Source organism: Sinorhizobium garamanticum, assembly GCF_029892065.1.
GTDB classification, from domain to species: Bacteria; Pseudomonadota; Alphaproteobacteria; order Rhizobiales; family Rhizobiaceae; genus Sinorhizobium; species Sinorhizobium garamanticum.
In genome coordinates, this window is record NZ_CP120374.1 from 1819939 (window position 1) to 1842280 (window position 22342).

23 protein-coding genes are annotated in these 22342 nt (G+C 62.4%); 12 read left to right on the forward strand and 11 right to left on the reverse strand.

Annotated features, from left to right (window positions below; translation table 11 throughout):
* Positions 1 to 17: 17 nt before the first annotated feature.
* The 4 genes from scpA to PZN02_RS28355 form a co-directional block, all read right to left on the reverse strand.
* On the reverse strand, positions 18 to 2156 hold the full coding sequence (scpA, locus tag PZN02_RS28340; protein ID WP_280662262.1) for a methylmalonyl-CoA mutase: 2139 nt from the start codon (positions 2154 to 2156) through the stop codon (positions 18 to 20).
* A gap of 252 nt (positions 2157 to 2408) precedes the next feature.
* The gene (locus PZN02_RS28345; protein ID WP_280662263.1) at positions 2409 to 4412 is read right to left on the reverse strand and encodes an acetyl-CoA carboxylase biotin carboxylase subunit; all 2004 of its coding nucleotides are present in this window, start codon (positions 4410 to 4412) and stop codon (positions 2409 to 2411) included.
* A gap of 30 nt (positions 4413 to 4442) precedes the next feature.
* Positions 4443 to 4733, reverse strand: coding sequence for a hypothetical protein (locus PZN02_RS28350; protein WP_280662264.1), 291 nt, complete (start codon positions 4731 to 4733; stop codon positions 4443 to 4445).
* 12 nt (positions 4734 to 4745) lie between these two features.
* Positions 4746 to 6278 carry an acyl-CoA carboxylase subunit beta gene (locus PZN02_RS28355; protein WP_280662265.1) on the reverse strand — a complete coding sequence of 511 codons (1533 nt, stop codon included), beginning with the start codon at positions 6276 to 6278 and terminating at the stop codon, positions 4746 to 4748.
* Between the two features lie 160 nt (positions 6279 to 6438).
* On the opposite strand from PZN02_RS28355, the gene PZN02_RS28360 reads away from it, so the two are divergent.
* The 4 genes from PZN02_RS28360 (at position 6439) to mmsB (ending at position 11132) form a co-directional block, all read left to right on the forward strand.
* On the forward strand, positions 6439 to 7857 hold the full coding sequence (locus PZN02_RS28360) for a helix-turn-helix domain-containing protein (RefSeq protein WP_280662266.1): 1419 nt from the start codon (positions 6439 to 6441) through the stop codon (positions 7855 to 7857).
* A 126-nt stretch (positions 7858 to 7983) separates the two neighbouring features.
* Positions 7984 to 9126 carry an isobutyryl-CoA dehydrogenase gene (locus tag PZN02_RS28365; protein WP_280662267.1) on the forward strand — a complete coding sequence of 381 codons (1143 nt, stop codon included), beginning with the start codon at positions 7984 to 7986 and terminating at the stop codon, positions 9124 to 9126.
* A gap of 12 nt (positions 9127 to 9138) precedes the next feature.
* Positions 9139 to 10191: an enoyl-CoA hydratase/isomerase family protein gene (locus PZN02_RS28370; RefSeq protein ID WP_280662268.1), complete on the forward strand. Its 1053-nt coding sequence runs from the start codon at positions 9139 to 9141 to the stop codon at positions 10189 to 10191.
* A gap of 44 nt (positions 10192 to 10235) precedes the next feature.
* Positions 10236 to 11132, forward strand: a complete 897-nt coding sequence (gene mmsB, locus PZN02_RS28375; RefSeq protein WP_280662269.1) for a 3-hydroxyisobutyrate dehydrogenase — start codon at positions 10236 to 10238, stop codon at positions 11130 to 11132.
* A 278-nt stretch (positions 11133 to 11410) separates the two neighbouring features.
* Here mmsB and PZN02_RS28380 read toward each other — a convergent pair whose 3' ends face one another.
* Entirely contained in the window at positions 11411 to 12160 is a 750-nt protein-coding gene (locus PZN02_RS28380; RefSeq protein WP_280662270.1) for an SDR family oxidoreductase, read from the reverse strand.
* A gap of 269 nt (positions 12161 to 12429) precedes the next feature.
* Positions 12430 to 13209 carry an ABC transporter substrate-binding protein gene (locus PZN02_RS28385; protein WP_280662271.1) on the reverse strand — a complete coding sequence of 260 codons (780 nt, stop codon included), beginning with the start codon at positions 13207 to 13209 and terminating at the stop codon, positions 12430 to 12432.
* Between the two features lie 275 nt (positions 13210 to 13484).
* On the opposite strand from PZN02_RS28385, the gene PZN02_RS28390 reads away from it, so the two are divergent.
* Positions 13485 to 14324 carry a fumarylacetoacetate hydrolase family protein gene (locus tag PZN02_RS28390; protein ID WP_280662272.1) on the forward strand — a complete coding sequence of 280 codons (840 nt, stop codon included), beginning with the start codon at positions 13485 to 13487 and terminating at the stop codon, positions 14322 to 14324.
* Positions 14325 to 14752: 428 nt separating this feature from the next.
* On the opposite strand, the gene PZN02_RS28395 is transcribed toward PZN02_RS28390, so the two are convergent.
* Positions 14753 to 15664, reverse strand: coding sequence for a DMT family transporter (locus tag PZN02_RS28395; protein ID WP_280662273.1), 912 nt, complete (start codon positions 15662 to 15664; stop codon positions 14753 to 14755).
* 168 nt (positions 15665 to 15832) lie between these two features.
* Entirely contained in the window at positions 15833 to 17287 is a 1455-nt protein-coding gene (gene glgA / locus PZN02_RS28400; protein WP_280662274.1) for a glycogen synthase GlgA, read from the reverse strand.
* Positions 17288 to 17680: 393 nt separating this feature from the next.
* Between glgA and PZN02_RS28405 the strand changes: the two genes are divergently transcribed.
* The 3 genes from PZN02_RS28405 (at position 17681) to PZN02_RS28415 (ending at position 18800) form a co-directional block, all read left to right on the forward strand.
* Positions 17681 to 18142 carry a YbhB/YbcL family Raf kinase inhibitor-like protein gene (locus PZN02_RS28405; protein ID WP_280662275.1) on the forward strand — a complete coding sequence of 154 codons (462 nt, stop codon included), beginning with the start codon at positions 17681 to 17683 and terminating at the stop codon, positions 18140 to 18142.
* A gap of 103 nt (positions 18143 to 18245) precedes the next feature.
* Positions 18246 to 18509 carry a hypothetical protein gene (locus PZN02_RS28410; RefSeq protein ID WP_280662276.1) on the forward strand — a complete coding sequence of 88 codons (264 nt, stop codon included), beginning with the start codon at positions 18246 to 18248 and terminating at the stop codon, positions 18507 to 18509.
* Positions 18510 to 18617: 108 nt separating this feature from the next.
* Positions 18618 to 18800: a hypothetical protein gene (locus PZN02_RS28415; RefSeq protein WP_280662277.1), complete on the forward strand. Its 183-nt coding sequence runs from the start codon at positions 18618 to 18620 to the stop codon at positions 18798 to 18800.
* Positions 18801 to 18886: 86 nt separating this feature from the next.
* Here the strand turns inward: PZN02_RS28415 and PZN02_RS28420 are convergent, their stop codons facing one another.
* Entirely contained in the window at positions 18887 to 19219 is a 333-nt protein-coding gene (locus PZN02_RS28420; protein ID WP_280662278.1) for a hypothetical protein, read from the reverse strand.
* Positions 19220 to 19362: 143 nt separating this feature from the next.
* On the opposite strand from PZN02_RS28420, the gene PZN02_RS28425 reads away from it, so the two are divergent.
* Together PZN02_RS28425 and PZN02_RS28430 are read left to right on the forward strand one after the other, a co-directional pair.
* On the forward strand, positions 19363 to 19578 hold the full coding sequence (locus PZN02_RS28425; protein WP_280662279.1) for a hypothetical protein: 216 nt from the start codon (positions 19363 to 19365) through the stop codon (positions 19576 to 19578).
* A 23-nt stretch (positions 19579 to 19601) separates the two neighbouring features.
* Complete coding sequence (locus PZN02_RS28430) at positions 19602 to 20039, forward strand: PPC domain-containing DNA-binding protein (RefSeq protein WP_280662280.1); 438 nt, start codon at positions 19602 to 19604, stop codon at positions 20037 to 20039.
* A gap of 6 nt (positions 20040 to 20045) precedes the next feature.
* Here the strand turns inward: PZN02_RS28430 and PZN02_RS28435 are convergent, their stop codons facing one another.
* The gene (locus tag PZN02_RS28435) at positions 20046 to 20552 is read right to left on the reverse strand and encodes a cupin domain-containing protein (protein ID WP_280662281.1); all 507 of its coding nucleotides are present in this window, start codon (positions 20550 to 20552) and stop codon (positions 20046 to 20048) included.
* 65 nt (positions 20553 to 20617) lie between these two features.
* Here PZN02_RS28435 and PZN02_RS28440 point away from each other — a divergent pair, with 65 nt between their 5' ends.
* Positions 20618 to 20911 carry a DUF3175 domain-containing protein gene (locus PZN02_RS28440; RefSeq protein WP_280662282.1) on the forward strand — a complete coding sequence of 98 codons (294 nt, stop codon included), beginning with the start codon at positions 20618 to 20620 and terminating at the stop codon, positions 20909 to 20911.
* An 11-nt stretch (positions 20912 to 20922) separates the two neighbouring features.
* On the forward strand, positions 20923 to 21657 hold the full coding sequence (locus PZN02_RS28445) for a glutathione S-transferase (protein ID WP_280662283.1): 735 nt from the start codon (positions 20923 to 20925) through the stop codon (positions 21655 to 21657).
* Here PZN02_RS28445 and PZN02_RS28450 read toward each other — a convergent pair.
* Positions 21652 to 22323 (reverse strand): UdgX family uracil-DNA binding protein, encoded by a 672-nt coding sequence (locus PZN02_RS28450; RefSeq protein WP_425336328.1) that lies wholly within the window; start codon positions 22321 to 22323, stop codon positions 21652 to 21654. The genes PZN02_RS28445 and PZN02_RS28450 overlap by 6 nt on opposite strands.
* Positions 22324 to 22342: the final 19 nt, after the last annotated feature.

A 22342-nucleotide genomic window follows, 5' to 3' on the forward strand; every position in this document is an offset into this window, starting at 1 on the left:
GGCGCTGTAGTCACCGCTCATATGTTCCGTCGCTTGCCCTCGATCAGGTCGAGCACCGCGCGTGCGGCGTCGAGCACGTGTGTGCCGGGACCGAAGACGGCGGCGACGCCGTTGTCCATCAGGTATTGATAGTCCTGTCGTGGAATAACGCCACCGCAAACGACGATGATGTCCTCGCCGCCGCGCTTCTTCAGCGCCTCAGCCAACTGCGGCATCAGGGTCTTGTGGCCGGCGGCGAGCGAGGAGACGCCGACGACGGTGACTTCTTCAGCGAGCGCCAGGTCGGCGGCTTCTTCCGGCGTCTGGAACAGCGGCCCGGCGACGACGTGGAAGCCGATGTCGCCGAACGCAGACGCGATCACCTTGGCGCCGCGGTCGTGCCCATCCTGGCCGAGCTTTGCCACCAGGATCTTCGGCTTGTGGCCAAGCCGCTTGGTGACATCGCCGAGACGCCCGGCGAGCACGCCGAGTTCGGGGTCGCTTTCATAGGCCTTGCCATAGATGTCGGTGACGACTTCCGGCACTGCGGTGTAGTCGCCGAAGGCCTGCCGCATTGCCTCGGAGATCTCACCGACGGTGGCACGCGCCCGCGCGGCTTCGATCGCGGCGCCAAGCAGATTGCCCTTGCCGCTCCGCGCCACCTCGGCAAGTGCTGCAAGCGTTTCCTTGACCTTCCGCGAATCGCGACGGCGTTTGGTCTCCTCGATCCGCTTGATCTGGGCCGTGCGAACGGCGGCATTGTCGATCTGGAGGATGTCGATCGGGTGTTCGTTTTCGAGCCGGTACTTGTTGACGCCGACAATCACTTCCTCACCGCGGTCGACCGCCGCCTGGCGACGTGTCGCCGCCTCCTCGATCTGCCGCTTCGGCAGGCCGGCATTGACCGCCTTGGTCATGCCGCCGAGTGCCTCGACTTCCTCGATCAGCGCCCAGGCCTTTTCCGCAAGCTCGTTGGTCAGGCTTTCCACGTAGTAGGAGCCGGCGAGCGGATCGACGACCTTGGTGACCCCGGTCTCGTGCTGCAGGATCAGTTGCGTGTTGCGCGCGATGCGGGCGGAAATGTCCGTCGGCAGCGCCATCGCCTCGTCGAAGGAATTCGTGTGCAGCGATTGCGTGCCGCCGAGCGCCGCCGACATCGCCTCGAAGGCCGTGCGGATGATGTTGTTGTAGGGATCCTGTTCGGCAAGCGAGACGCCGGACGTCTGGCAATGGGTCCTCAGCATCAGCGAGGACGCCTTCTTCGGCTCGAACTCCTTCATGATCCGCGTCCACAGGAGCCGCGCCGCGCGGAGCTTCGCCGCTTCCATGAAGAAGTTCATGCCGATCGCGAAGAAGAAGGAGAGCCGGCCGGCGAAGTCATCCACATTGAGGCCCTTGGCGAGCGCCGCGCGCACATATTCGCGGCCGTCGGCAAGGGTAAAGGCAAGCTCCTGCACGAGCGTCGCGCCCGCCTCCTGCATGTGGTAGCCAGAGATCGAGATCGAATTGAAGTTCGGCATCTCCTTTGCCGTATATTCGATGATGTCGGCGACGATCCGCATCGAGGGTTCCGGCGGGTAGATGTAGGTGTTGCGGACCATGAACTCCTTCAGGATGTCGTTCTGGATCGTGCCCGACAGATCGGCGCGCGCAACACCCTGCTCCTCGCCGGCGACGATGAAAGAGGCGAGAACCGGGATCACTGCGCCGTTCATGGTCATTGACACCGACATCTGATCGAGCGGGATGCCGTCGAACAGGATCTTCATGTCCTCGACCGAGTCGATCGCCACGCCCGCCTTGCCGACATCGCCCTCGACGCGCGGATGGTCGCTGTCATAGCCGCGATGGGTGGCGAGATCGAAGGCGACCGACAGGCCTTTTTGCCCGGCGGCGAGGTTTCTGCGGTAGAAGGCGTTCGAGGCTTCCGCCGTCGAGAAACCGGCATATTGCCGGATGGTCCAAGGCCGGCCGGCATACATGGTGGCGCGGGGACCGCGCACGAAGGGCTCGAAGCCGGGCAGCGAATCGAGGTGGCCGATGCCGGCGAGGTCATCGCGCGTATAGAGCGGCTTGACGTCGATGCCTTCCGGCGTGTGCCAGGTGAGGCTTTCAGGCGAGGCTTTCAGCTCCTTCTCGGCGAGGGCTTCCCAGTCTTTGATGGTTTTGTCAGTCATCGGCCGCTCCATTCAAAGCGCATCGGCTCGTCGTGCGGGGCACCCCCCTCTGCCCTGCCGGGCATCTCCCCCACAAGGGGGGAGATTCGCCAGGGGTGCCGTCCTGCGCCACTCCTACCTTATGCAACGAGGTTAATGTTGTCGAAGAGAGGGAGCGCGGAGCCCGCGTCTTGCCGATCTCCCTCCTTGTGGGGGAGATGCCCGGCAGGGCAGAGGGGGGTATCAACACCCCGTCTGAGTGTTTCGCCACCATCACTCGAACTCCATGATCAACTCGTCCACGGCAAGGCTGGCACCGGCCGCGATCGCCACACGTTTGACGGTGGCGCGCTTTTCCGCCCTGAGGATGTTTTCCATCTTCATCGCCTCGACGATGGCGATTGCTTGTCCGGCCTCGACCGTGTCGCCCTCCTTGACCGCGATCAGGGTCACGACCCCCGGCATCGGGCAGAGCAGCATCTTCGACGTGTCCGGCGGCAGCTTCTTCGGCATCAGCCTCGCGAGTTCGGCGACCCGCGGGCTTCTGACGCGCGCGATCACGTCGATACCGCGCCAGCGCAACCGGATACCCGTGCCGACGAGATCGACCTTCACGGCCATCGGCCGATTGTCGATGTTGAAGGTGGCAAGCGTACGGCCGGGTGTCCAGTCGGTGGCCACGATCACCGATCTCTCGTCGGCAAAGCAAACAAAGGCGCCATCGGCCGAGGCGCCGGCCGTCACCCGAAAGTTGCGATCGCCAAGGCTCGCCACCCAGTCATGGCCGACGATGCGACGGTGGTTGCCGATGGTGCCCGAGATCTGGCTCGCGCGCTCCTGCAGCGCCTGGTTGATCGTGACCGCGACGGCCGCGAGCTTGCGTGCGTCTGCCTCGTCCGGCACGACGCCCTGGAAGCCGGCGGCGAACTCCTCGGCGATATAGGCGGTGGTCAGACGCCCCTCGCGGAAGCGCTGCTGCTGCATGACGGCGGAAAGGAAGGGCAGGTTGTGCCCGATGCCTTCGACCTCGAATTCGTCGAGTGCGTTCGCCATCGCCTCGACGGCGGTGGCGCGGTCCGGCCCCCAGGTGCAGAGCTTGGCGATCATCGGATCGTAATACATCGAGATTTCGCCGCCCTCGAAGACGCCGGTGTCGTTGCGGATGACGGTGCCGTCGTCCTGCCTGCCTTCCTTGGGCGGGCGGTAGCGCGTCAGCCGGCCGATCGAGGGCAGGAAGTTGCGGAAGGGGTCTTCTGCGTAGAGCCGGCTTTCGATCGCCCAGCCGTCGAGCTTCACGTCCTCCTGGCCGAAGGACAGCTTTTCGCCGGCCGCGACGCGGATCATCTGCTCGACCAGATCGAGCCCGGTGATGAGCTCGGTCACCGGGTGCTCCACCTGCAAACGCGTATTCATCTCGAGGAAGTAGAAATTGCGCTCGCCGTCGACGATGAATTCGACCGTACCGGCGGAGTGGTAGCCGACGGCTTTGGCGAGCGCGACCGCCTGCTCGCCCATGGCGCGCCGCGTCTTCTTGTCAAGGAACGGAGATGGGGCCTCTTCGATGACCTTCTGGTTGCGCCGCTGGATCGAGCATTCGCGCTCGCCGAGATAAAGCGTGTTGCCGTGCTTGTCGCCGAGCACCTGGATTTCGATGTGGCGGGGCTCGGTCACGAATTTTTCGATGAAGATGCGGTCGTCGCCGAAGGAGCTTTTCGCCTCGTTCTTCGACGACTGGAAGCCTTCGCGCGCCTCGATGTCGTTCCAGGCGATGCGCATGCCCTTGCCGCCGCCGCCGGCCGACGCCTTGATCATCACCGGATAGCCGATGGCAGAGGCGATCCGGACAGCTTCCTCGGCGTCCTCGATCAGCCCCATATGGCCGGGAACGGTCGAGACATCCGCTTCGGCGGCGATCTTCTTCGAGGTGATCTTGTCACCCATCGCCTTTATCGCGCCGACCGGCGGCCCGATAAAGACGACGCCCTCCTTCTCCAGCGCTTCGGCAAAGGCGGCGTTTTCCGAAAGGAAGCCGTAGCCGGGATGCACCGCATCGGCGCCGGTCTTGCGGATCGCGTCGAGGATCTTGTCGATGACGATATAGGACTGGCTGGAGGGCGAGGCGCCGATATGCACCGCTTCGTCCGCCATGCGCACATGCATGGCATCGCGATCGGCATCGGAATAGACGGCGACTGTAGCAATACCGAGCCGCTTGGCGGTGCGGATGACGCGGCAGGCGATTTCACCACGATTGGCGATGAGGATTTTCTTGAACATGCGTTTCTCTTTCAAATCCTTTCTTTCGCGTCAGCGCCTGAACTTTCGCCGGTAGGGTAGAAGCGCGATGGAGGAGGCCGCGACCGCGCCGCCGAAGAGCAAGGCGAAGGGGGCAACCACCATCGCCGCTGCAAGGAAGGGGCTCGACGAGCGTGCGATGTGGGTGCCGACCGCGCCGATGTTGAGCGAGATCAGCGCGCCCGCGACCGCGGCGCCGACGAGTGCGCCGTAAAGCGCGTTCACTGCCAGATGGCGCAGCATCTGCCAGTGGTCGTTGCGCGCGGCTTCGGGCGTCATCTCGGGTTCCGGCTCCGGTTTCATCGCGTGCCTCGTTTAGAGCGGTATCGTGTCGTGCTTGCGCCAGCGCGTTTCCACCTGCTTGTTGCGCAGCGACGCGAAGGCGCGCGCGACGCGGCGGCGCGACGAGTGCGGCATGATCACCTCGTCGATGAAGCCGCGTTCGGCGGCGACGAAGGGGTTGGCGAAGCGTTCCTCGTATTCCTTCGTGCGAGCGGCGATCTTTTCTGGATCGCCGAGTTCCGACCGGTAGAGGATTTCGGTCGCGCCCTTGGCGCCCATGACGGCGATCTCGGCCGTCGGCCAGGCATAGTTGACGTCGGCGCCGATGTGCTTCGAAGCCATGACGTCGTAGGCACCGCCATAGGCCTTGCGGGTGATAAGGGTCACCATCGGCACCGTCGCCTGGCTATAGGCAAAGAGCAGCTTGGCGCCATGCTTGATGACGCCGCCATATTCCTGGCTCGTGCCCGGCAGAAATCCCGGCACGTCGACGAGCGTCAGGATAGGGATCGAGAATGCGTCGCAGAAGCGAACGAAGCGGGCGGCCTTGCGGGAGGAATCGATGTCGAGGCAGCCGGCGAGCACCATCGGCTGGTTGGCGACAACGCCGACGGTCTGCCCTTCGAGACGTATGAAGCCGGTGACAATGTTGCGGGCAAAGCTCGCCTGGAGTTCGAAGAAGTCGCCTTCGTCGGCAAGCGCCAATATCAGTTCCTTCATGTCGTAGGGCTTGGCGGCGCTGTCGGGGATCAGACTGTCGAGACGCATCTCGACGCGCGCCGGGTCGTCGTAGAACGGCCGGACCGGCGGCTTTTCGCGGTTGTTGAGCGGCAGGAAGTCGAAGAGCAGGCGCACATGTTCCAGCGCCTCGACGTCGTTTTCGTAGGCGCCGTCGGCGACCGAGGATTTCATCGTGTGGGTGCGAGCGCCGCCGAGTTCCTCAGCAGTGACGATCTCGTTCGTCACCGTCTTCACCACATCAGGGCCGGTCACGAACATGTAGGAACTGTCGCGCACCATGAAGATGAAGTCGGTCATCGCCGGCGAATAGACCGCGCCGCCGGCACACGGCCCCATGATCACCGAGATCTGCGGAATGACGCCCGAGACTTCCGCATTGCGGCGGAAGACTTCCGCATAGCCGGCAAGCGACGCCACGCCCTCCTGGATACGGGCACCGCCGGAATCGTTGAGACCGATCACCGGCGCGCCGTTCTTCGCTGCCATATCCATGATCTTGCAGATCTTTTCCGCATGGGTCTCGGAGAGCGAGCCGCCGAGCACGGTGAAGTCCTGGCTGAACACATAGACCTGCCGGCCATTGATGGTGCCCCAGCCGGTGACGACACCATCGCCGGCAATCTTTTGCTCGGCCATGCCGAAGTCGACGCAGCGATGCGTGACATACATGTCGTATTCTTCGAAGGAGTCTTCGTCGAGCAGCACCTCGATGCGCTCTCGCGCCGTCAGCTTGCCCTTACCGTGCTGCGCATCGACGCGGCGCTCGCCGCCGCCCGCCCGTGCCTGCGCGCGGCGGGCCTCCACCTGTTCCAATATGGCGCGCATTGTTTTCCTCCCGAAATTCTTTCTCGCCGAGAATTTTTCTCGATTGTGCAGAGGCGTTTGAAGCTTCGCAATAGCGTCGAAGATCGGATGGCAAAACGGCCGATCATGTGCGAATGTGGAATATAGAAATATGTGAAACGTAAATTGCAAAGTTGCGAACATGGCGATCGGCAAACTCTATATCGGCCGCAAAGTCCGGGAACTCAGGGAAGCAAACAGGGCGACGCAAGGACAGTTCGCCGAGCGCATCGGCATCTCGACGAGCTACCTGAACCAGATCGAAAACAACCAGCGGCCGGTTTCGGCGGCGGTGCTGCTCGCACTTGCTGAGAAATTCCAGATCGATATTGCGGAACTCTCGACAGGCGAGGGTGACCGGCTCCTGTCGGCGCTGTCGGAGGCGTTGAACGATCCGCTGTTCGAAACCTATTCGCCGAGTTTGCAGGAGCTGAAGCTCGTCGCCCAGAACGCGCCGGGCCTCGCGCATGCGCTGATCACCTGTCATCAGGCTTACAGGCGCAACAGCGAACAGCTTGCGAGCATCGACGACACGATCGGCCGCGGCGCCTCCTTCGTCGAGACGACGCCTTACGAAGAGGTGCGCGACTTCTTCCACTTCGTCGACAACTACATCCACGAGATCGACACGCTCGCCGAAACGCTCGCCGCGGATCTCGGCCTTGGCGAGGGGGACAATCATACGGCGCTCGCGGCGCACCTCGAGCAGCGCCATGGCGTTCGCGTCGTGCGCGGCGTCGCGGGCGACGAGGCAATCCGCCGCTTCGATCCGCGTGCCCGCATCCTGACGCTGAACCCATACGCGCCGGCGCCCACGCGTGATTTTCAACTGGCGCTGCAGATCGCCCAGTTCCATGCCCGCGAGGAGATCGACCGGATTGTCGGCAGCGCTGGGTTCCGCACCGAGGAGGCCCACGAAATCTGCCGGCTCGGCTTGCAGAATTATTTCGCCGGCGCCCTGATCCTGCCGTACCAGTCTTTCCTCAAGGCGGCGCGCGAATTGCGGCACGATATCGAACTGCTCGCTGCCCGTTTCGGAGCCTCGCTGGAGCAGGTCTGCCATCGGCTCTCGACCCTGCAGCGCCCCGGGCAGAAGGGGATTCCGATCTTCTTTGCGCGCATCGACCGGGCCGGCAACATCACCAAGCGCCACAGCGCCGCCAAGCTGCAATTCGCCCGCTTCGGCGCGGCCTGTCCGCTCTGGAACGTGCATCAGGCATTCGAGACGCCGGGGCGGATTATCCGCCAGCTCGCCGAAACGCCGGACGGGGTGCGCTATCTCTGCCTCGCCACCCAGATCACCAAGGGCGGCGGTGGTTACCGTGCCAACCATCCGCGCTACGCCTTGGCGCTCGGCTGCGAAATCTCCTACGCCGACGCTTTCGTTTATGCCGACGACATGGACCTCGGCAACCGCGCTGCCTTCGACCCGATCGGCATCTCCTGCCGCATCTGCGAGCGCACCAAATGCGCCAGCCGCGCCGTGCCACCGCTGAAACGCAAGTTGATCGTTGACCATGACATGCGCGGCTCTCTGCCGTATCGTCTAAGCGAGAGTTGAGCGTGGGTTTCATCGGCCCTGTTCGTTTTTGAACAGACTCTGTGAGAATTTGCGTCTGTGCCTGTGCGAAATTTGGTGTAACTACAGCGCCACATCGTCAGTATGCGGGTCAGGGAGGACATGCATATGGATTTTCGCCTGTCGGAGGAGCAGGAAGCCATCCGCGCGATGGCGCTCGATTTTGCCCGGGATGAACTCGCGCCCAACGCCATCGACTGGGACCAGCAAAAACATTTTCCGGTCGACAAGCTGCGCGCTGCGGCGGCACTCGGCATGGCCGGCATCTATGTTCGCGACGACGTCGGTGGCACGGGGCTCACCCGTCTCGACGCGGCGATGATCATCGAGGCGCTGGCGACCGGCTGCCCGGCAGTCGCCTCCTTCGTCTCGATCCACAACATGTGCGCCGGCATGATCGACCGCTATGGCACGGATGAGCAGCGTCAGCGGCTGCTGCCGCCGCTGCTCACCATGGAAACGCTGGCGAGCTATTGCCTGACCGAACCCGGCTCCGGTTCGGACGCGGCGGCGCTCAAAACCAAGGCGGTGCGCGACGGCGACGGCTATGTGCTGACCGGTCAGAAGCAGTTCATCTCCGGTGCCGGCGAGTCCGGTCTCTATATCGTCATGGCTCGCACCGGCGACGAGGGGCCGAAGGGCATTTCGGCATTTGTCGTCGACAAGGAAGCGCCGGGGCTAACCTTCGGCGCCAACGAGAAGAAGATGGGCTGGCATGCCCAGCCGACCCGCGCGGTGATGCTCGACAATGTCCGTGTTCCGGCTGCAGACCGGCTGGGCGCGGAAGGCGAGGGTTTTCGGATCGCGATGGCCGGCCTTGACGGCGGGCGGCTGAACATCGCCGCCGCCTCGCTCGGCGGAGCGCAGGCCGCTTTCGACAAGGCGCTTGCCTATGTCCAGGAACGACGCGCCTTCGGAAAGGCGATCGGCGAATTCCAAGCGCTGCAGTTTCGCCTGGCCGACATGGCGACCGATCTCGAGATTGCCCGCACCTTCCTCTGGCGGGCGGCCGCCGCGCTCGACGCGGGGGATCCCGAAGCAACCAAGCTCTGCGCCATGGCCAAACGCTTCGTCACCGACCGCTGCTTCGCGGTCGCCAACGACGCGCTGCAACTCCACGGCGGCTACGGTTATCTCGCCGACTACGGCGTCGAGAAGATTGTCCGTGACTTGCGGGTGCACCAGATACTCGAGGGCACCAACGAGATCATGCGGCTGATCGTCTCCCGCGCGATCATGGGACGGAAATAGGAAGGATATTTCATGGAGATGCAGACCGCTCTGCCGGAGGTCATCGTCGAGCGCCACGGCGCGATCGGCAGGCTCCGGCTCAACCGGCCGCGTGCGCTGAACAGCCTCAACCTGCCGATGATCCGGATGATCGATGCGGCGCTGACCGATTTCGAGCGCGACCCGGCGGTCGCCGCCGTGCTTGTCACCGGCGAAGGCGAACGTGGGCTTTGCGCCGGCGGCGACATACGCATGATCTACGAGAGCGGACGGGAACGACCCGAGGAAGGCGCGCAATTCTGGCGCGAGGAATTCATCGTCAACAGTCGAATTTCCGCCTATTCCAAACCCTATATTGCCATCATGGACGGCATCGTCATGGGCGGCGGTGTCGGTGTTTCCGCCCACGGCAGTCATCGGATCGTCACGGAGAGGACGCGGCTCGCCATGCCGGAGACGGGAATCGGCTATTTCACTGATGTCGGCGCGACCTGGCTTCTGCCGCGCGCGCCCGGCGAGTTCGGCACCTATATCGGGCTCACCGGCCGCGATATCGGCGCGGCCAATGCGATCCACGCGCGACTTGCCGACAGCTTTGTTCCGACGGACAGGCTCGGCGACCTGATCACCGCGCTTGCAGCTTCGGCGACGGCGGAGGATATCTCTGCCGCAATCCGCAGTGTTTCCGGCGAGCCGCCCGCGTCGCCGTTACACGACGAGTTTTCGCTGATCGACCGCTGCTTTGCCTTCGACAAAATTGAAGGAATCTTGGATGCGCTGGAACGCGACGGCTCGGATTTTGCTCGCGAGACACTGCAAATGCTGCGCACGCGCTCTGCGATCAGCCTGAAATTGACGCTCTCGCTGTTGCGGGCGGGACGTGCGAGCGCCACGCTCAACGAATGCCTGGAGCGGGAATATGCCGCGACAATCGGCATGCTCTCCAATCCGGATTTCTACGAAGGCGTGCGGGCCGCGGTGATCGACAAGGATCGCAATCCGAAATGGTCGGTCGGGCTCGCTGAGGTGACGCCACAGGTTCTGGCGTGGTTTGAGAAGCACGACGGCGCGCCGCTTTTCGGGTGAAGGCAGCCGTCAAACGAAAACATGCAGGTGCAGAGGAGAGGCACATGACGAAGATCGCCTTTATCGGGCTTGGCAACATGGGCGGCCCGATGGCCGCAAATCTGGTGAAGGCGGGGCACGCCGTCACCGGCTTCGACCTGTCGGAAGCGTCTCGCAATGCTGCGGCGAAGACCGGCGTTTCGGTCGCCGGCTCGATCGCGCAGGCCGTGCGCGAGGCGCAATGTGTCATCACCATGCTGCCGGCAAGCGCGCATGTTCTTTATGTCTGGGACGAATTGCTCGGTTTCGTCGATCCGGGCACGCTCATCATCGACAGCTCCACGATCGATGTCGAAAGCGCGCGCAAGGTGCACGGCTACGCCGAAAAGGCTGCCTGCCCCTCGCTCGACGCGCCGGTTTCCGGCGGCACGGCTGGAGCCGCTGCCGGCACGCTGACCTTCATGGTCGGCGGCAGTGACGGGGCGTTTTCCCGCGGCAAGCATCTGCTCGAGGCGATGGGCAAAAAGATCGTCCATTGTGGCGATGCCGGCGCCGGCCAGGCGGCGAAGATCTGCAACAACATGATTCTTGGCATCTCGATGGCGGGCGTTTGCGAGGCTTTCGTGCTCGCCGAGCGGCTGGGCCTGTCGCATCAGGCGCTCTTCGATGTCGCCTCGACCTCTTCCGGCCAATGCTGGTCTCTCACCACCTATTGCCCGGTCCCTGGCCCGGTTCCGACCTCGCCCGCCAATAACGACTACAAGCCGGGCTTCACCGCAAGCCTGATGCTGAAAGACCTGAAGCTGTCGCAGCAGGCCGCAAGCGCGAGCGGTGCCGCGACGCCGATGGGCGCGCAGGCTGCACAGCTCTACGCCCTGTTCGAGAAGCTCGGCCACGGCGGCGAGGATTTCTCCGGGCTGATCCGCATGCTGCGCGGCACAGAGGAGACGACGGCCGGGTAGGGTTGTTAATACCCCCCTCTGCCCTGCCGGGCATCTCCCCCACAAGGGGGGAGATCGGCCAGAAGCAAAGCCTTCGCCGACAGTGAACTCGTGAATGCCGAAGTCACAAAGTTTGGCAGCGCATTGAAGGGTAATTGCTTGAACGAAAGGTTGCTGCTTGCCAATCTCCCCCCTTGTGGGGGAGATTGGCAAGCAGGGCAGAGGGGGGTGCCTCCTTCCGCACTCAAAGATGCGCCGCCGCAACGTTCTAGACAGATCCAGTCGCGCTCTTGCCGGCCTCACATCTGCACGGTCATGCCGCCATCGACGGTGAGCGTGATGCCGTTGACGAAGCTCGCCGCTGGCGAGGCGAGGAAGACGGCGGCCGGCGCGATCTCTTCCGGTCGCCCCCAGCGTTTCAAGGGTATGCGCACGTCCACGAATGCCTTGAGTGCCGGATCGGCTGCAAGATGTGCATTGGTCTCGGTTGCAAACCAGCCCGGTGCAATGGCGTTCACGGTCAGGTTGTCGGCGCCGAATTCGACGGCGAGCGACCGCGTCAGCGCTGAAAGCCCGCCTTTGGCGGCCGTGTAGGCGGGATCGCCGGGACGTGCCGCGAAAGCTGCGATCGAGGTGACGAAAATCAGCCGGCCGGCGGCGGACTGTTGAAGATAGGGAAGTGCCGCCTTCGCCATGGCGTAAGCTGCGGTGAGATCGGTATTGAGGAGCGCTGCGAACTCGTACGGTTCCATCGCCTCCGTGCTGCGGCGATCCCGCTCGCCGACGGCGTGGATCAGGATATCGAGAGCCCCGGTCTTCGCTGTGGCATCGACGAGTATAGCTTCTACGTCGCGCGTAATATCGCCCGGCGCCACCGCGACGGTGATGCCGTCATCGGCAAGACGGGCTCTTGTCTCCTCGAGGCTGTCGAGATTGCGGCCGTTGATCACGGTCCAGGCGCCGGCTCGTGCGAGAGCCTTCGCCATTTCAAGGCCGAGTCCGCGCCCGCCGCCGGTCACCAGCGCGGTCTTGCCGTTGAGATCAAACATGGCTTCCTCGTTCGTCGCTACTGCCTGTTTCCTTAAATCGTAGCCGATTTAAGGATAAAAACATGCAGCAATTCAAAGTACTACAGCGTCCGTTGCGCGTCTTAAGACGCGCGGCGCTGTAGACCGTTCGCAGAGATTTACCGCAATGTCGGCTATCGGCAAGCGATCGGTGATCGCGGCGCCTGCCGTTCCCAGCCTCGCCGGAATGGAAAGCCGGCCACCGCGGCTGCGGCGACCGGCCTAGTAACTGGGGGCAGCCTGCCGGCTGGTCACTTCATCGTATAGACGTCGACGGTGAAGTACTTGTCGTTGATCTTCTGATAGGTGCCGTCGGCGCGGATTTCTTCGAGCGCCTTGTTGAGCTTCTCGCGCAGGTCGTTGTCTTCCTGCCGGACAGCGATGCCGACGCCGTCGCCGACGAACTTCTTGTCGGTGATCGGCTCGCCGATAAGCTCGCAGCAGCCTTTGCCATCGTCATTCTTGGTGACCCAATCGAGCATGGGCAACATGTCGCCGACCTGCAGGTCGAGACGGCCGTTGACCATGTCGAGATTGGCCTCGTCCTGGGTCGGATAGAGCTTGATCTCCGCATCCGGATAGACAGCGGCAATATAGTCGGCCTGGGTCGTGCCGGACTGGGCGCCGATCACCTTGCCCTTGAACGCCTCATTGCTGAACTCGGTGAGCGCCGCGCCCTTCGGGGCCACATGGGTCATTGCAGCAAGATAATACGGGCTGGTGAACGCCACCTGCTTCTTGCGTTCCTCGGTGATGAACATCGAGGCGATGATCATGTCGTATTTCTTGGCGAGCAGGCCCGGAATGATGCCATCCCAATCCTGGGCGACGACCTCGCATTCGACCTTCATGCGTTCGCAAAGCGCAAGGCCGATCTCGACGTCGAAGCCGCCGACCTTTCCGGTGGAGTCGACAAAATTGAAGGGCGGATAGGCACCCTCCGTGCCAATCTTCAGTTTCTCGCCTGCCTGCGCCGTCGACGAGAGCAGTCCGGCGCAAACGAGCGCCAATGCCACAATCCGGTTTTTCATTGTTCGTTCCCCTTGCAATTTGCCCCTTTGTCAGGGCTTCATCCGAACTCTATGGTCATATGCAGCATAAGCGAAATAGATAGGCGCGATAATCGATATCATTTCAATTTATCGGACCGGCGAACTGTTCCGGCGGAGGGAGCAGCAGAAGGGCTGACCACCGCCACCGGCAGTTGGCCGGTTTTCGTGCCAAGCCGGCGGAAACGGCTTTACATCCGCGACGCTGTTTGATTTGTCAGTCGCAGTGATTTTTTCGATGGTTTGGGAGGAGCAGGATGAAGCTGTTGCGTTATGGACCGGAAGGGGCCGAGAAACCGGGCGTGCTTGATAGCGCGGGCAGGATTCGCGATCTCTCCGGAGTCATCGCCGACATCGGCGGCGCCGCGATCGTGGATTTTGGCTGGGCGAGCGGGCTGGACCTCGAAAGCCTGCCAGTCGTCGAGGGCGCGCCACGGCTTGGCGCCTGTGTCGCCGGAACCGGCAAGTTCATCTGCATCGGCCTCAACTATGCGGATCATGCCGCAGAATCCGGTCTGGAGGTTCCGCCGGAGCCGGTCGTATTTATGAAGGCCACCTCGGCGATCGTCGGGCCAAACGACAATGTGATCATGCCGCGCGGCTCCGTTGCCACCGACTGGGAAGTCGAGCTCGGCGTGGTTATCGGCAAGAAGGCGAAACACGTGTCAGAAGCCGAAGCGCTCGATCACGTCGCCGGCTATTGCGTCGTCAACGACGTCTCTGAGCGCGATTTCCAGACGAAGCGCTCCGGCCAGTGGACCAAGGGAAAATCCTGCGATTCCTTCGGCCCCATCGGTCCATGGCTGGTGACTCGCGATGAGATTGCCAATCCGCAAAACCTGAAGATGTGGCTGACCGTCAACGGCGAGACGAAGCAGAACGGCACGAGCGAGACCATGGTCTACGGCGTCGCCTATCTCGTGAGCTACCTCTCGCAGTTCATGACACTGCATCCGGGCGATGTCATCTCGACCGGCACCCCTCCCGGCGTCGGCATGGGCTTCAAGCCGCCGCAATATCTGAAGGCCGGCGACGTGATCGAGCTCGGCATCGAGGGGCTCGGCACGCAGAGGCAGAAGGTCGTCGCGGACGACTGAACCGGATCGCGGAGTGCCTCCTACAGCGCCGCGCGTCTCATCAGGCGCGCTAGAGCCCTTCAGGGTTAAATGGAAGCAGTTCTGCCGGAGCAGGTTTTCGTCAGGGCAGAGGCGATTGGCGAAGGGGCGTACCCGGATGTACGTCCGAGCCGATCGCCTCTGAGCCTGGCGGAAAGATGCCCGGCCCTTCGGGTTGGCTGAAACGGGCCGCCTGATCGGCCGGCCGGCTTGGACGTATGCTTTGGCTACGCCGCGTGCCGGCCGGTCGACCATCCGACTCCGTTTGAGCCAACAGAACTGTTTCCATTTAACCCTGAAGGGCTCTAGGTCGCTGTAGTGCTTTGAATTGCTGCATGTCTCCGTCCTTAAATCGAGGTCGATCTAAGGAGACATGCAGTAGAGCCTAGCAGGGGGCGCTCCGACCGGCTTTAGCCCTTCAGCCGCCCTTGCCGCTTGAGTTGCTGCTCGCGGAAGAAGATGAAGAGGCCGGAGGCGACGATAAGGCCGGCGCCGAGGATCATCGACAGGCGTGGCGCGTCGCCGAAGATCAGCCAGCCGAAGACAATCGCCCAGAAGAGCAGCGTGTATTGCAACGGCGCGACCGTCGCGGTTTCGGCGAGCTTCAACGCCCTGTTGACGAGTACGTGCGCGAGCATGGCGACGACCCCAAGCAGGCCCAGCAGCGCCGTGTCGAGCGGGTTCAGCGGTGTCCAGTCCAGGGGTGCCCAGACGAGGCCGGCGAGCGCCGCCCCGACGATCTGCCAAAAGGCCAGTATCGTATCCGGGGTCCCGCGCAGCGAGCGTCCGGAAATCATCATGAAGGCAAAGAACATGCTGCCGAGGATCGAGATCAGCGCCGGCAGGGTGAAGGCCTGCGAGGATGGCTCGAGCGCGATGATGACACCGACGAAGCCGATGGCGATCGCGGTCCAGCGCCGCCAGCCGACATGTTCCTTGAGGACCAGCGGCGAGACGGCCGCGACGTAGATCGGCGCCGCCAACCAGTAGGTCATGACGTCGGCGAGCGGCAGATAGACCACGGCAAAATAGAAGGCGACGACCTCCGCCGTCGAGGCCACGACGCGGGCAAGCTGAAGCCACGGGCGTTCGATCGCGACAAGCTTCTGCAATCCGCCAACCCAGAGGAAGGGCGCGAGCAGGACGGCGGCGGCCAGGCTGCGGATCAGAACCACCTGGCCGACCGAATAGGTCGCGACCAGCCATTTGCCCATGACGTCGTTCAGCGAGAACATCAGCATGCCGAGAAGCATGAACAGAACGCCAGCGCGGGCGGTGCCGGAGGCGTGAGAAAGGGAGGAAGGAGTAGCAGCTGCGGTCATGGCTTGGGCCTTTGTCTTCGGCCTCTGCCATTGGCACATTCCTGCGGCGCGATCCATGCTCCCTTTCTGATCAACTCATCAGCATTGCGAATGGGAGCCGTGGATCACGGCGGCCGATTACTGCAATTCCGGATTGAAAAGCCGTTGCGCAGGTTTCTTGGAATTGCTCTATCCGGCTAAGCGTATGTCGGGGGTCAGCATCGTGCCGTAGAGCTCCGCATATTGGGCGGCGCTGCGGTGCCAGGAGCAATCCGTCCTCATCCCCTGCCTGCGCAGATTTTCCCAGACGCGCCGGCGTCTGAAAAGCCTGAAGGCTCGGCGCAGGGCGAGCCTCAATCCGTTCGCGTCGACGGGCGAAAACTGTATGCCGGTCGCCACTTGCGCATGCAGCGCGGCGTCGTTGGCGTCGATGATCGTCTCCGACAATCCACCCGTACGGGCGACGATGGGCACGCAGCCATAGCGCAAAGCGTAGAGCTGTGTGAGACCGCAAGGCTCGAAGCGCGAGGGTACGAGCATCGCGTCCGCTCCGGCGTGAATCTGATGGGCGAGTGGCTCATCGTAGCCGATCTCGACGCTGACGCTGTGCGGGAAACGCCGCGCGGCCTCGATGAATGCGTCCTCGATCGCGGCATCGCCTTGTCCATGCACGATCAGCTTGCCACCGCCTTTGACGATCTCGTCGACCACACCCGCCAGGAGATCCATGCCTTTCTGCCAAGTCAGCCTGTTGACCGTTGCAAAAACCGGTCCGGCTGTGTCCGGCAGGCCGAAACGATCGAGCAACTTATGCCTGTTCGGCAGACGGCGTAACGGCGCGCGGGCGGAGAAGTGATTTTCGATATACGGGTCCGAGGAGGGGTCCCATACCTCCATGTCGATGCCGTTGACGATGCCGATAACGTCATCGTGACGCGCATTCATCACGCCCTCGAGGCCCATTCCGAACTTCGGTGACATGATCTCGCGCGCGTATGTGGGACTGACCACGGTGATAGCGTCGGCCGCCTGCAGTCCACCCTTCAGATAGCCGAGGTCGCCGTAATATTCGAGGCCCTCGATCGAGTAGGCTTCGTCCGGCAGTCCCAGTTCGGTGAAACGACGGGCGGGAAACTGTCCCTGGAAGGCGAGGTTGTGAACGGTCAAGACGCGCGGAATCTCGACGTGAGAGGAAAATTTGAGGTAGACCAGACTCAGCGCCGGATGCCAGTCGTGGGCGTGAATGATGTCTGGCCGCCAGTCCGCCACGCCGTGCTCGGCGACTTGTGCGGCGACGAAAGAAAAGGCCGCGAAACGCTTCCAGTTGTCCGGGTAGTCTTTGCCGTGATTGTCGGTGTATGGACCGCCCTGCCGGTCAAAGAAGCCGGGCGCGTCGAGCACGAGGAGATCCAGACCGTCGGTCTGTCCTGCGACAAGGGTCGCGCGCTCGCCGAACAGGCCATCATATTGTGTGATCGGTGAGGCCCCCGTGAGTGCCCGCATGACGCACGGATATCCGGGTATCAGGGAGCGCGTATGAATGCCATGGGCCGTCAGCGCCTTTGGTAGCGAGCCGGCGACATCGGCTAGGCCGCCGGTCTTTACGAGCGGGAAAATCTCAGCCGTGACGGACAGAATGTTCATCGCGTTTTTTCCGGAGATCATGTCATTGCCGGGAGTGAAGCGCAGCCGCAGTCTGCTCCCTTTCAACACAATCGGGCCATCAAAGTTCCGCTCACTTGTTGAGATTTTCGTCGTGGCGATGCGTGGGTCCGAACGAGGTGCGGCGAAGCCACCGCACGGGGCGGATGGCGCGAAATATATTCGCTGCCGTGGAACATTTTTTCGGGAATAATGTTTGATGAAGTGGATCGCACGGAGCGCGTTCTCCGACCCAAACTCTGGAGGCTCCTCGGCGGTCTCTCCTATGCTGGTTCGTCTTATGAGCCTCGTCTCGACGAGGCTCCTTTTTTCGACAGTGTCAGAGGTGGAGTGGCGCCATAGCCTTTCGGTGCGAAGCAAGAAAGGAACACGTGGATGACCTTCAGCTTGATCAGCCCCGCATTCGTCGATGGGCAACTCATCCCGCAGAAATATACTCGACTGGGCGAGAACCTCTTCCCGCCGCTGAAGTGGACAGGCACGCCCGAGGGAACGCAGAGCTTCGCCCTCATCGTCGAGGATCCGGACGCGCCGCGAGGAATGTTTCGTCACTGCGCGATCATAAACATTCCTGGCAGTTGGACGGAGCTGCCGCAAGCCGTCGATACCGGACCGGAACACAGCATCAAGTTCATCAAGAACGACTTCGGCAATGCCCGCTACGACGGACCGCAGCCGCCGGCCGGTACCGGAGTTCACCACTACTGGTTCAGGCTTGCCGCACTTGATGTCCCCAATCTTTCGATTCCGGAAGACGTCGGGGCAGAGGAAGCCTGGAAGAGGGTGCGCAAGCACCTTATCGAAGAAGCCGCAATCGTCGGCACGTTCGGGCAGTAGCTCGTTCGCGGCCCAGCGTCGGCAACCCGCGCGGCGGCCGTTCGGAACAATCGCGGGCGCGATCGATTAGAGGTGCAAACAAGCCACAGCGGGAGAACTTCCAATGAGCGCTTCAAGCACCACGATCGACCACGACACCATCCGCAACTGGGCCGAGGCCCGTAACGGCCAGCCGGCACGCGTCAAAGGCGGCGCTGACGGTGGTCTGCTGCGGATTGATTTCGGCACACCGGAAGACACGCTGGAGAAAATCTCGTGGGATGAGTTCTTCGAGATTTTCGAGAAGAACAACCTGGCCTTTCTCCACCAGGATCTGACCGAAGACGGTCAGACCAGTCGCTTCTGCAAGTTCATCCATCGCCATTGAAGCCGCAGCGTCAGTCGGTCCCGGCCGATACCGAGCCCGCAGGCGCATCACCATGGAACCGTCGCGCTGTCAGACAGTTTCTCCTTGATCGCAAGGAAGGAATTGCCGATGCCTATCAGCAAGGCGACGGATGCTGACAAGTTGAGGACCGAGCGGCGTCAAAAGCCAATTGCAGACCGAGAGGACAAGCCCGACGAAACGCGCGAGACGCAATGGGTACGCCGCGACGAGGAAAACCTGCGAGCTCGGGAGTCGCTTTTTTGGCGTGGTATTTGGATGGCCGTGTTTTAGGCGCGTAAGCCCCCGCCGGATCGTGTCAGTGATCCGCCGGATCGTGTCAGTGATCCGTGCGCCGCACCGGCATGCAACCGTTTGCCCTACTCGACAGCCAGCAATCGCTCAATTTCCTGCAGACGCGATTTCAGACGCTGGATTTCGTCCCTTTTCTCCGCCACCACGTCTTTCGCCGTCTCCAGCCTGTCGGCACCCGGAACTGTTCCGACTGCCGTGTGGGCCTCTGTCACGATCGCATCGATCTCGGTTTCGAGCTTGGCAATGCGCCCGCGCAACTCATCAAGTTGGCGCCGCACGCTTCGATCGGGATTGTTACGAGAACCCGCGCCCAAGGCATCGATCGGTTCGTCGACGCCGGGATGGTCGAGCGGGCGGGCATGGATCGCACGCGATCCTTGATTTCCGCGTTTAGTCATTGGCTGATCTCCCGTAGGGCACAAAACTCCTCATCGCGGCGTATGTTCCGCAGGGATTTTCGAGACCGTGGACTTTTCGCTGAGTGACTGGAACTTCTGCCCGCAATGACCGTTTTTGCTGAAGCCGAATGAGGGAGGGTTCGATGCAATCGGAGGAAAACCTGCAGCTTCATTTCGATCTCGTGAGCCACCGGGCGTTGCTCTCGTGCGGCGACCACGACTACGTGCTGCCGGACTGCTATCCGACCAAGGAAATGGCCCAAATCGCCGCGCAGAAATTCGCATGGGAAACGCTCGGGCTAAAAGACCGTGCCCGCGACTGCGCCCAGGCTTCGGATCTGCCGGTCTGGCTGCGCTAAACGCTTTGGATATGGATCAGCCGATGAGGTGGAGACTTCTTTCAAGAGAGACATCAGAGGAGATATACCTCCTCGTTCTCGACCCCGGGGAGGAAGCCTTCACCGCCATTTCTGAGTTCGCCGCAGCACAGAAGGTTACCGCAGCTTCGCTGATGGCGATCGGAGCGTTCGAGAAGGCAGTGGTCGGGTGGTACGATCTTGAAAAACGAGACTATCGCCGCATCCCGATCGACGAGCAATGCGAAGTGTTGAGCCTCATCGGCGACATCGCGCTCGGCGAGGACGGCAAACGCAGCCTGCATGCCCACGCGGTGCTTGGGCTCAGCGACGGGACGACGCGCGGCGGGCATTTTCTTGAAGGGATCGTCAAGCCGACCCTCGAAGTCACATTGTCCGAAACGCCCGCGCATCTCCGGCGCAAGCACCATCCCGATCTCGGTATCGCCTTGATCGATATTTGATCCCGTTCAACGCGTCGCGCGCTGCCAGAGTGTCACCGCCGGACCATCTGTGCCGAAGACCGGATCGAACTGGGGCAGCGGCACGGAAGCGATCGCCTGGCGATCCGCATTGGTGGCCGGCCCGCGCTGAATGTCGGCGTGTTGTCCGGGAGGATAGCCGCCAATGACCAGGAAGTCGGCGCTTGCGGCGATCCGACAGTGACCAGTGCCGGCCGGGAGCAGGAGCACATCTCCCGCCATAACCTCCAGTTCCTTGCCTGCCGGTCCTCCGATCAGGAGGCGCGCCTTGCCTCTCGCAACGGCCAGAACCTCGTGGGCGCGCGTATGATAGTGCTGGAAGTCGAAAACGCCGTCCCGCCACACGCCCCTCCAGCCATTGGCGTGGAACCTGTCTTCGATGCGCGTCGCACCGTCCCCGCTGACGTCGACTGCGGCGTGATAGATGAGGACCGGCAGGTGCGGATTGTTCGGTATGCCCTCGTTTTCGGCAAACATCAGGTCATCGACGTGCATCGGCTCTCTCCCGGAACGATTTCCGTCCGCTTCGGTTGGAGATAGGTCACCAAGGAGAAACGGCTATGAGCAAAAAGAGCAAGAAGAAGAAATGGTCGCAGGACGTGACCGAGAAGAGCGACGCGCTCGATCTCGAGGAGGGCGTCTTCAAGTTGGACAACCCGGCGAAGATTGCCCATTCGCTGAAGCGGTCGGCCGAGGCGAGCGATCGGCGCAAGTCGAGTCCGTTTCGCTCTGCCATGTCGATGCTGACGTTCTATATTAACAGGGCGGGTGCGGGCCTGAGCAAACAGCAGAAGCACGTGCTCGAAGAGGCGAAGGTCGAATTGCGGAAAGATTTCGGGCGCCAGCCCAAGTAAGGGATCGTTCAATGCCTTATATGCTCTACTACTGGGACGGGATCCCCGGGCGCGGCGAATTCGTTCGCCTCGCCCTTGAGGAGGCCGGAGCGGATTATGTGGATGTCGCACGCGAGCCCGATGGGCAAGGGCGGGGCACAAAGGCGATGTTGAAGCTGCTGAGAGACGGCGAGGGAGCGACGATCCCCTTTGCGCCGCCGTTTCTGAAAGACGGCGACCTTCTCATTTCCCACGTCGCCAATATCCTGTTCTATCTCGGCCCTAAGCTCGGCCTGGCGCCAGAGGAGGAAGGCCTCCGTTTCGTCGCCAACGGGCTGCAACTGACGATCACCGATTTCGTCGCCGAGATCCACGACACGCACCATCCGATCGGCGTATCACTCTACTATGAGGACCAGAAGCCGGAGGCGTTGAGGCGATCGTCCGACTTCCTGTCGGAGCGCCTGCCGAAGTTCCTCAGCTATTTCGAGCGGGTCTTGCGCCAGAATCCGAAGGGAGCAGGACATATCGTCGGCGACCGGTTGAGCTATGTCGATCTTTCGCTCTTCCAGATCGTCGAAGGGCTTCGCTACGCCTTTCCGAAGGCGATGCACAGCTACGAAGAAAACATCCCCGGTTTGATCGCCCTGCACGATGCGGTCGCCAAGCGGCCGAATATCCGCAAATACCTCGCCTCCGATCGGAGGCTCTCCTTCAACGAGGCAGGGATATTCCGGCACTATCCGGAGCTTGACCAGCCTTTATAGACGGCGCTGCGTCCGACCGACGCGATCAGCTTCATAGGCAGCGACCTTTGCCAGGTCCTTGACGAAACGCGCACGTTCGCTCGCCGCGTCGTCTCCGTCCTGGATTCTGAGAAGATAGGACGGATGGATCGTGACGAGGACCGGATAGCCGGCTGGAGTGTCGATCAGATCGCCACGATTCTTCGTAACCCCGGCGCTCCGACCGAGCAGCGTGACCACCGCCGTGGCGCCGAGCGCAACGACGAGGTCCGGTCGAAGCTGTTCCAACTCGGCACCCAGCCACCAGGCGCAACGCTGGATCTCGCCCGCATTCGGCCGCGAATGCAAGCGCCGCTTGCCGCGCTGCTCGAACTTGAAGTGCTTGACCGCATTGGTGAGATAGCAGCTTGAGCGATCGACTCCTGCCTCATGCAGGCATTCGTCGAGAACCCGACCGGCCGGGCCGACGAACGGATGTCCCGCCAGATCCTCTCGGTCACCCGGCTGTTCGCCGACCAGAACGATGCGGGCGTCGACAGGGCCCTCGCCGAAGACGAGTTGTGTCGCGTTCTTGTAGAGGTCGCAGCGTTCGCAGCTTTCCGCTTGCCTACGCAAGGCCGCGATGGAGTGCGCATTCGCATGCTCGCCGGAAAGAGCCGGCCCCGTTTTTGCTGCTGTTCGCGACATCTGTTGCCGAGCCTTGTTC

Excerpts from the sequence above, each read along its gene's own strand:
- scpA (WP_280662262.1), bottom strand. The coding sequence starts at position 2,156 with ATGACTGACAAAACCATCAAAGACTGGGAAGCCCTCGCCGAGAAGGAG.
- PZN02_RS28345 (WP_280662263.1), bottom strand. The coding sequence starts at position 4,412 with ATGTTCAAGAAAATCCTCATCGCCAATCGTGGTGAAATCGCCTGCCGC.
- PZN02_RS28350 (WP_280662264.1), bottom strand. The coding sequence starts at position 4,733 with ATGAAACCGGAGCCGGAACCCGAGATGACGCCCGAAGCCGCGCGCAAC.
- PZN02_RS28355 (WP_280662265.1), bottom strand. The coding sequence starts at position 6,278 with ATGCGCGCCATATTGGAACAGGTGGAGGCCCGCCGCGCGCAGGCACGG.
- PZN02_RS28360 (WP_280662266.1), top strand. The coding sequence starts at position 6,439 with ATGGCGATCGGCAAACTCTATATCGGCCGCAAAGTCCGGGAACTCAGG.
- PZN02_RS28365 (WP_280662267.1), top strand. The coding sequence starts at position 7,984 with ATGGATTTTCGCCTGTCGGAGGAGCAGGAAGCCATCCGCGCGATGGCG.
- PZN02_RS28370 (WP_280662268.1), top strand. The coding sequence starts at position 9,139 with ATGGAGATGCAGACCGCTCTGCCGGAGGTCATCGTCGAGCGCCACGGC.
- mmsB (WP_280662269.1), top strand. The coding sequence starts at position 10,236 with ATGACGAAGATCGCCTTTATCGGGCTTGGCAACATGGGCGGCCCGATG.
- PZN02_RS28380 (WP_280662270.1), bottom strand. The coding sequence starts at position 12,160 with ATGTTTGATCTCAACGGCAAGACCGCGCTGGTGACCGGCGGCGGGCGC.
- PZN02_RS28385 (WP_280662271.1), bottom strand. The coding sequence starts at position 13,209 with ATGAAAAACCGGATTGTGGCATTGGCGCTCGTTTGCGCCGGACTGCTC.
- PZN02_RS28390 (WP_280662272.1), top strand. The coding sequence starts at position 13,485 with ATGAAGCTGTTGCGTTATGGACCGGAAGGGGCCGAGAAACCGGGCGTG.
- PZN02_RS28395 (WP_280662273.1), bottom strand. The coding sequence starts at position 15,664 with ATGACCGCAGCTGCTACTCCTTCCTCCCTTTCTCACGCCTCCGGCACC.
- glgA (WP_280662274.1), bottom strand. The coding sequence starts at position 17,287 with ATGAACATTCTGTCCGTCACGGCTGAGATTTTCCCGCTCGTAAAGACC.
- PZN02_RS28405 (WP_280662275.1), top strand. The coding sequence starts at position 17,681 with ATGACCTTCAGCTTGATCAGCCCCGCATTCGTCGATGGGCAACTCATC.
- PZN02_RS28410 (WP_280662276.1), top strand. The coding sequence starts at position 18,246 with ATGAGCGCTTCAAGCACCACGATCGACCACGACACCATCCGCAACTGG.
- PZN02_RS28415 (WP_280662277.1), top strand. The coding sequence starts at position 18,618 with ATGCCTATCAGCAAGGCGACGGATGCTGACAAGTTGAGGACCGAGCGG.
- PZN02_RS28420 (WP_280662278.1), bottom strand. The coding sequence starts at position 19,219 with ATGACTAAACGCGGAAATCAAGGATCGCGTGCGATCCATGCCCGCCCG.
- PZN02_RS28425 (WP_280662279.1), top strand. The coding sequence starts at position 19,363 with ATGCAATCGGAGGAAAACCTGCAGCTTCATTTCGATCTCGTGAGCCAC.
- PZN02_RS28430 (WP_280662280.1), top strand. The coding sequence starts at position 19,602 with ATGAGGTGGAGACTTCTTTCAAGAGAGACATCAGAGGAGATATACCTC.
- PZN02_RS28435 (WP_280662281.1), bottom strand. The coding sequence starts at position 20,552 with ATGCACGTCGATGACCTGATGTTTGCCGAAAACGAGGGCATACCGAAC.
- PZN02_RS28440 (WP_280662282.1), top strand. The coding sequence starts at position 20,618 with ATGAGCAAAAAGAGCAAGAAGAAGAAATGGTCGCAGGACGTGACCGAG.
- PZN02_RS28445 (WP_280662283.1), top strand. The coding sequence starts at position 20,923 with ATGCCTTATATGCTCTACTACTGGGACGGGATCCCCGGGCGCGGCGAA.
- PZN02_RS28450 (WP_425336328.1), bottom strand. The coding sequence starts at position 22,323 with ATGTCGCGAACAGCAGCAAAAACGGGGCCGGCTCTTTCCGGCGAGCAT.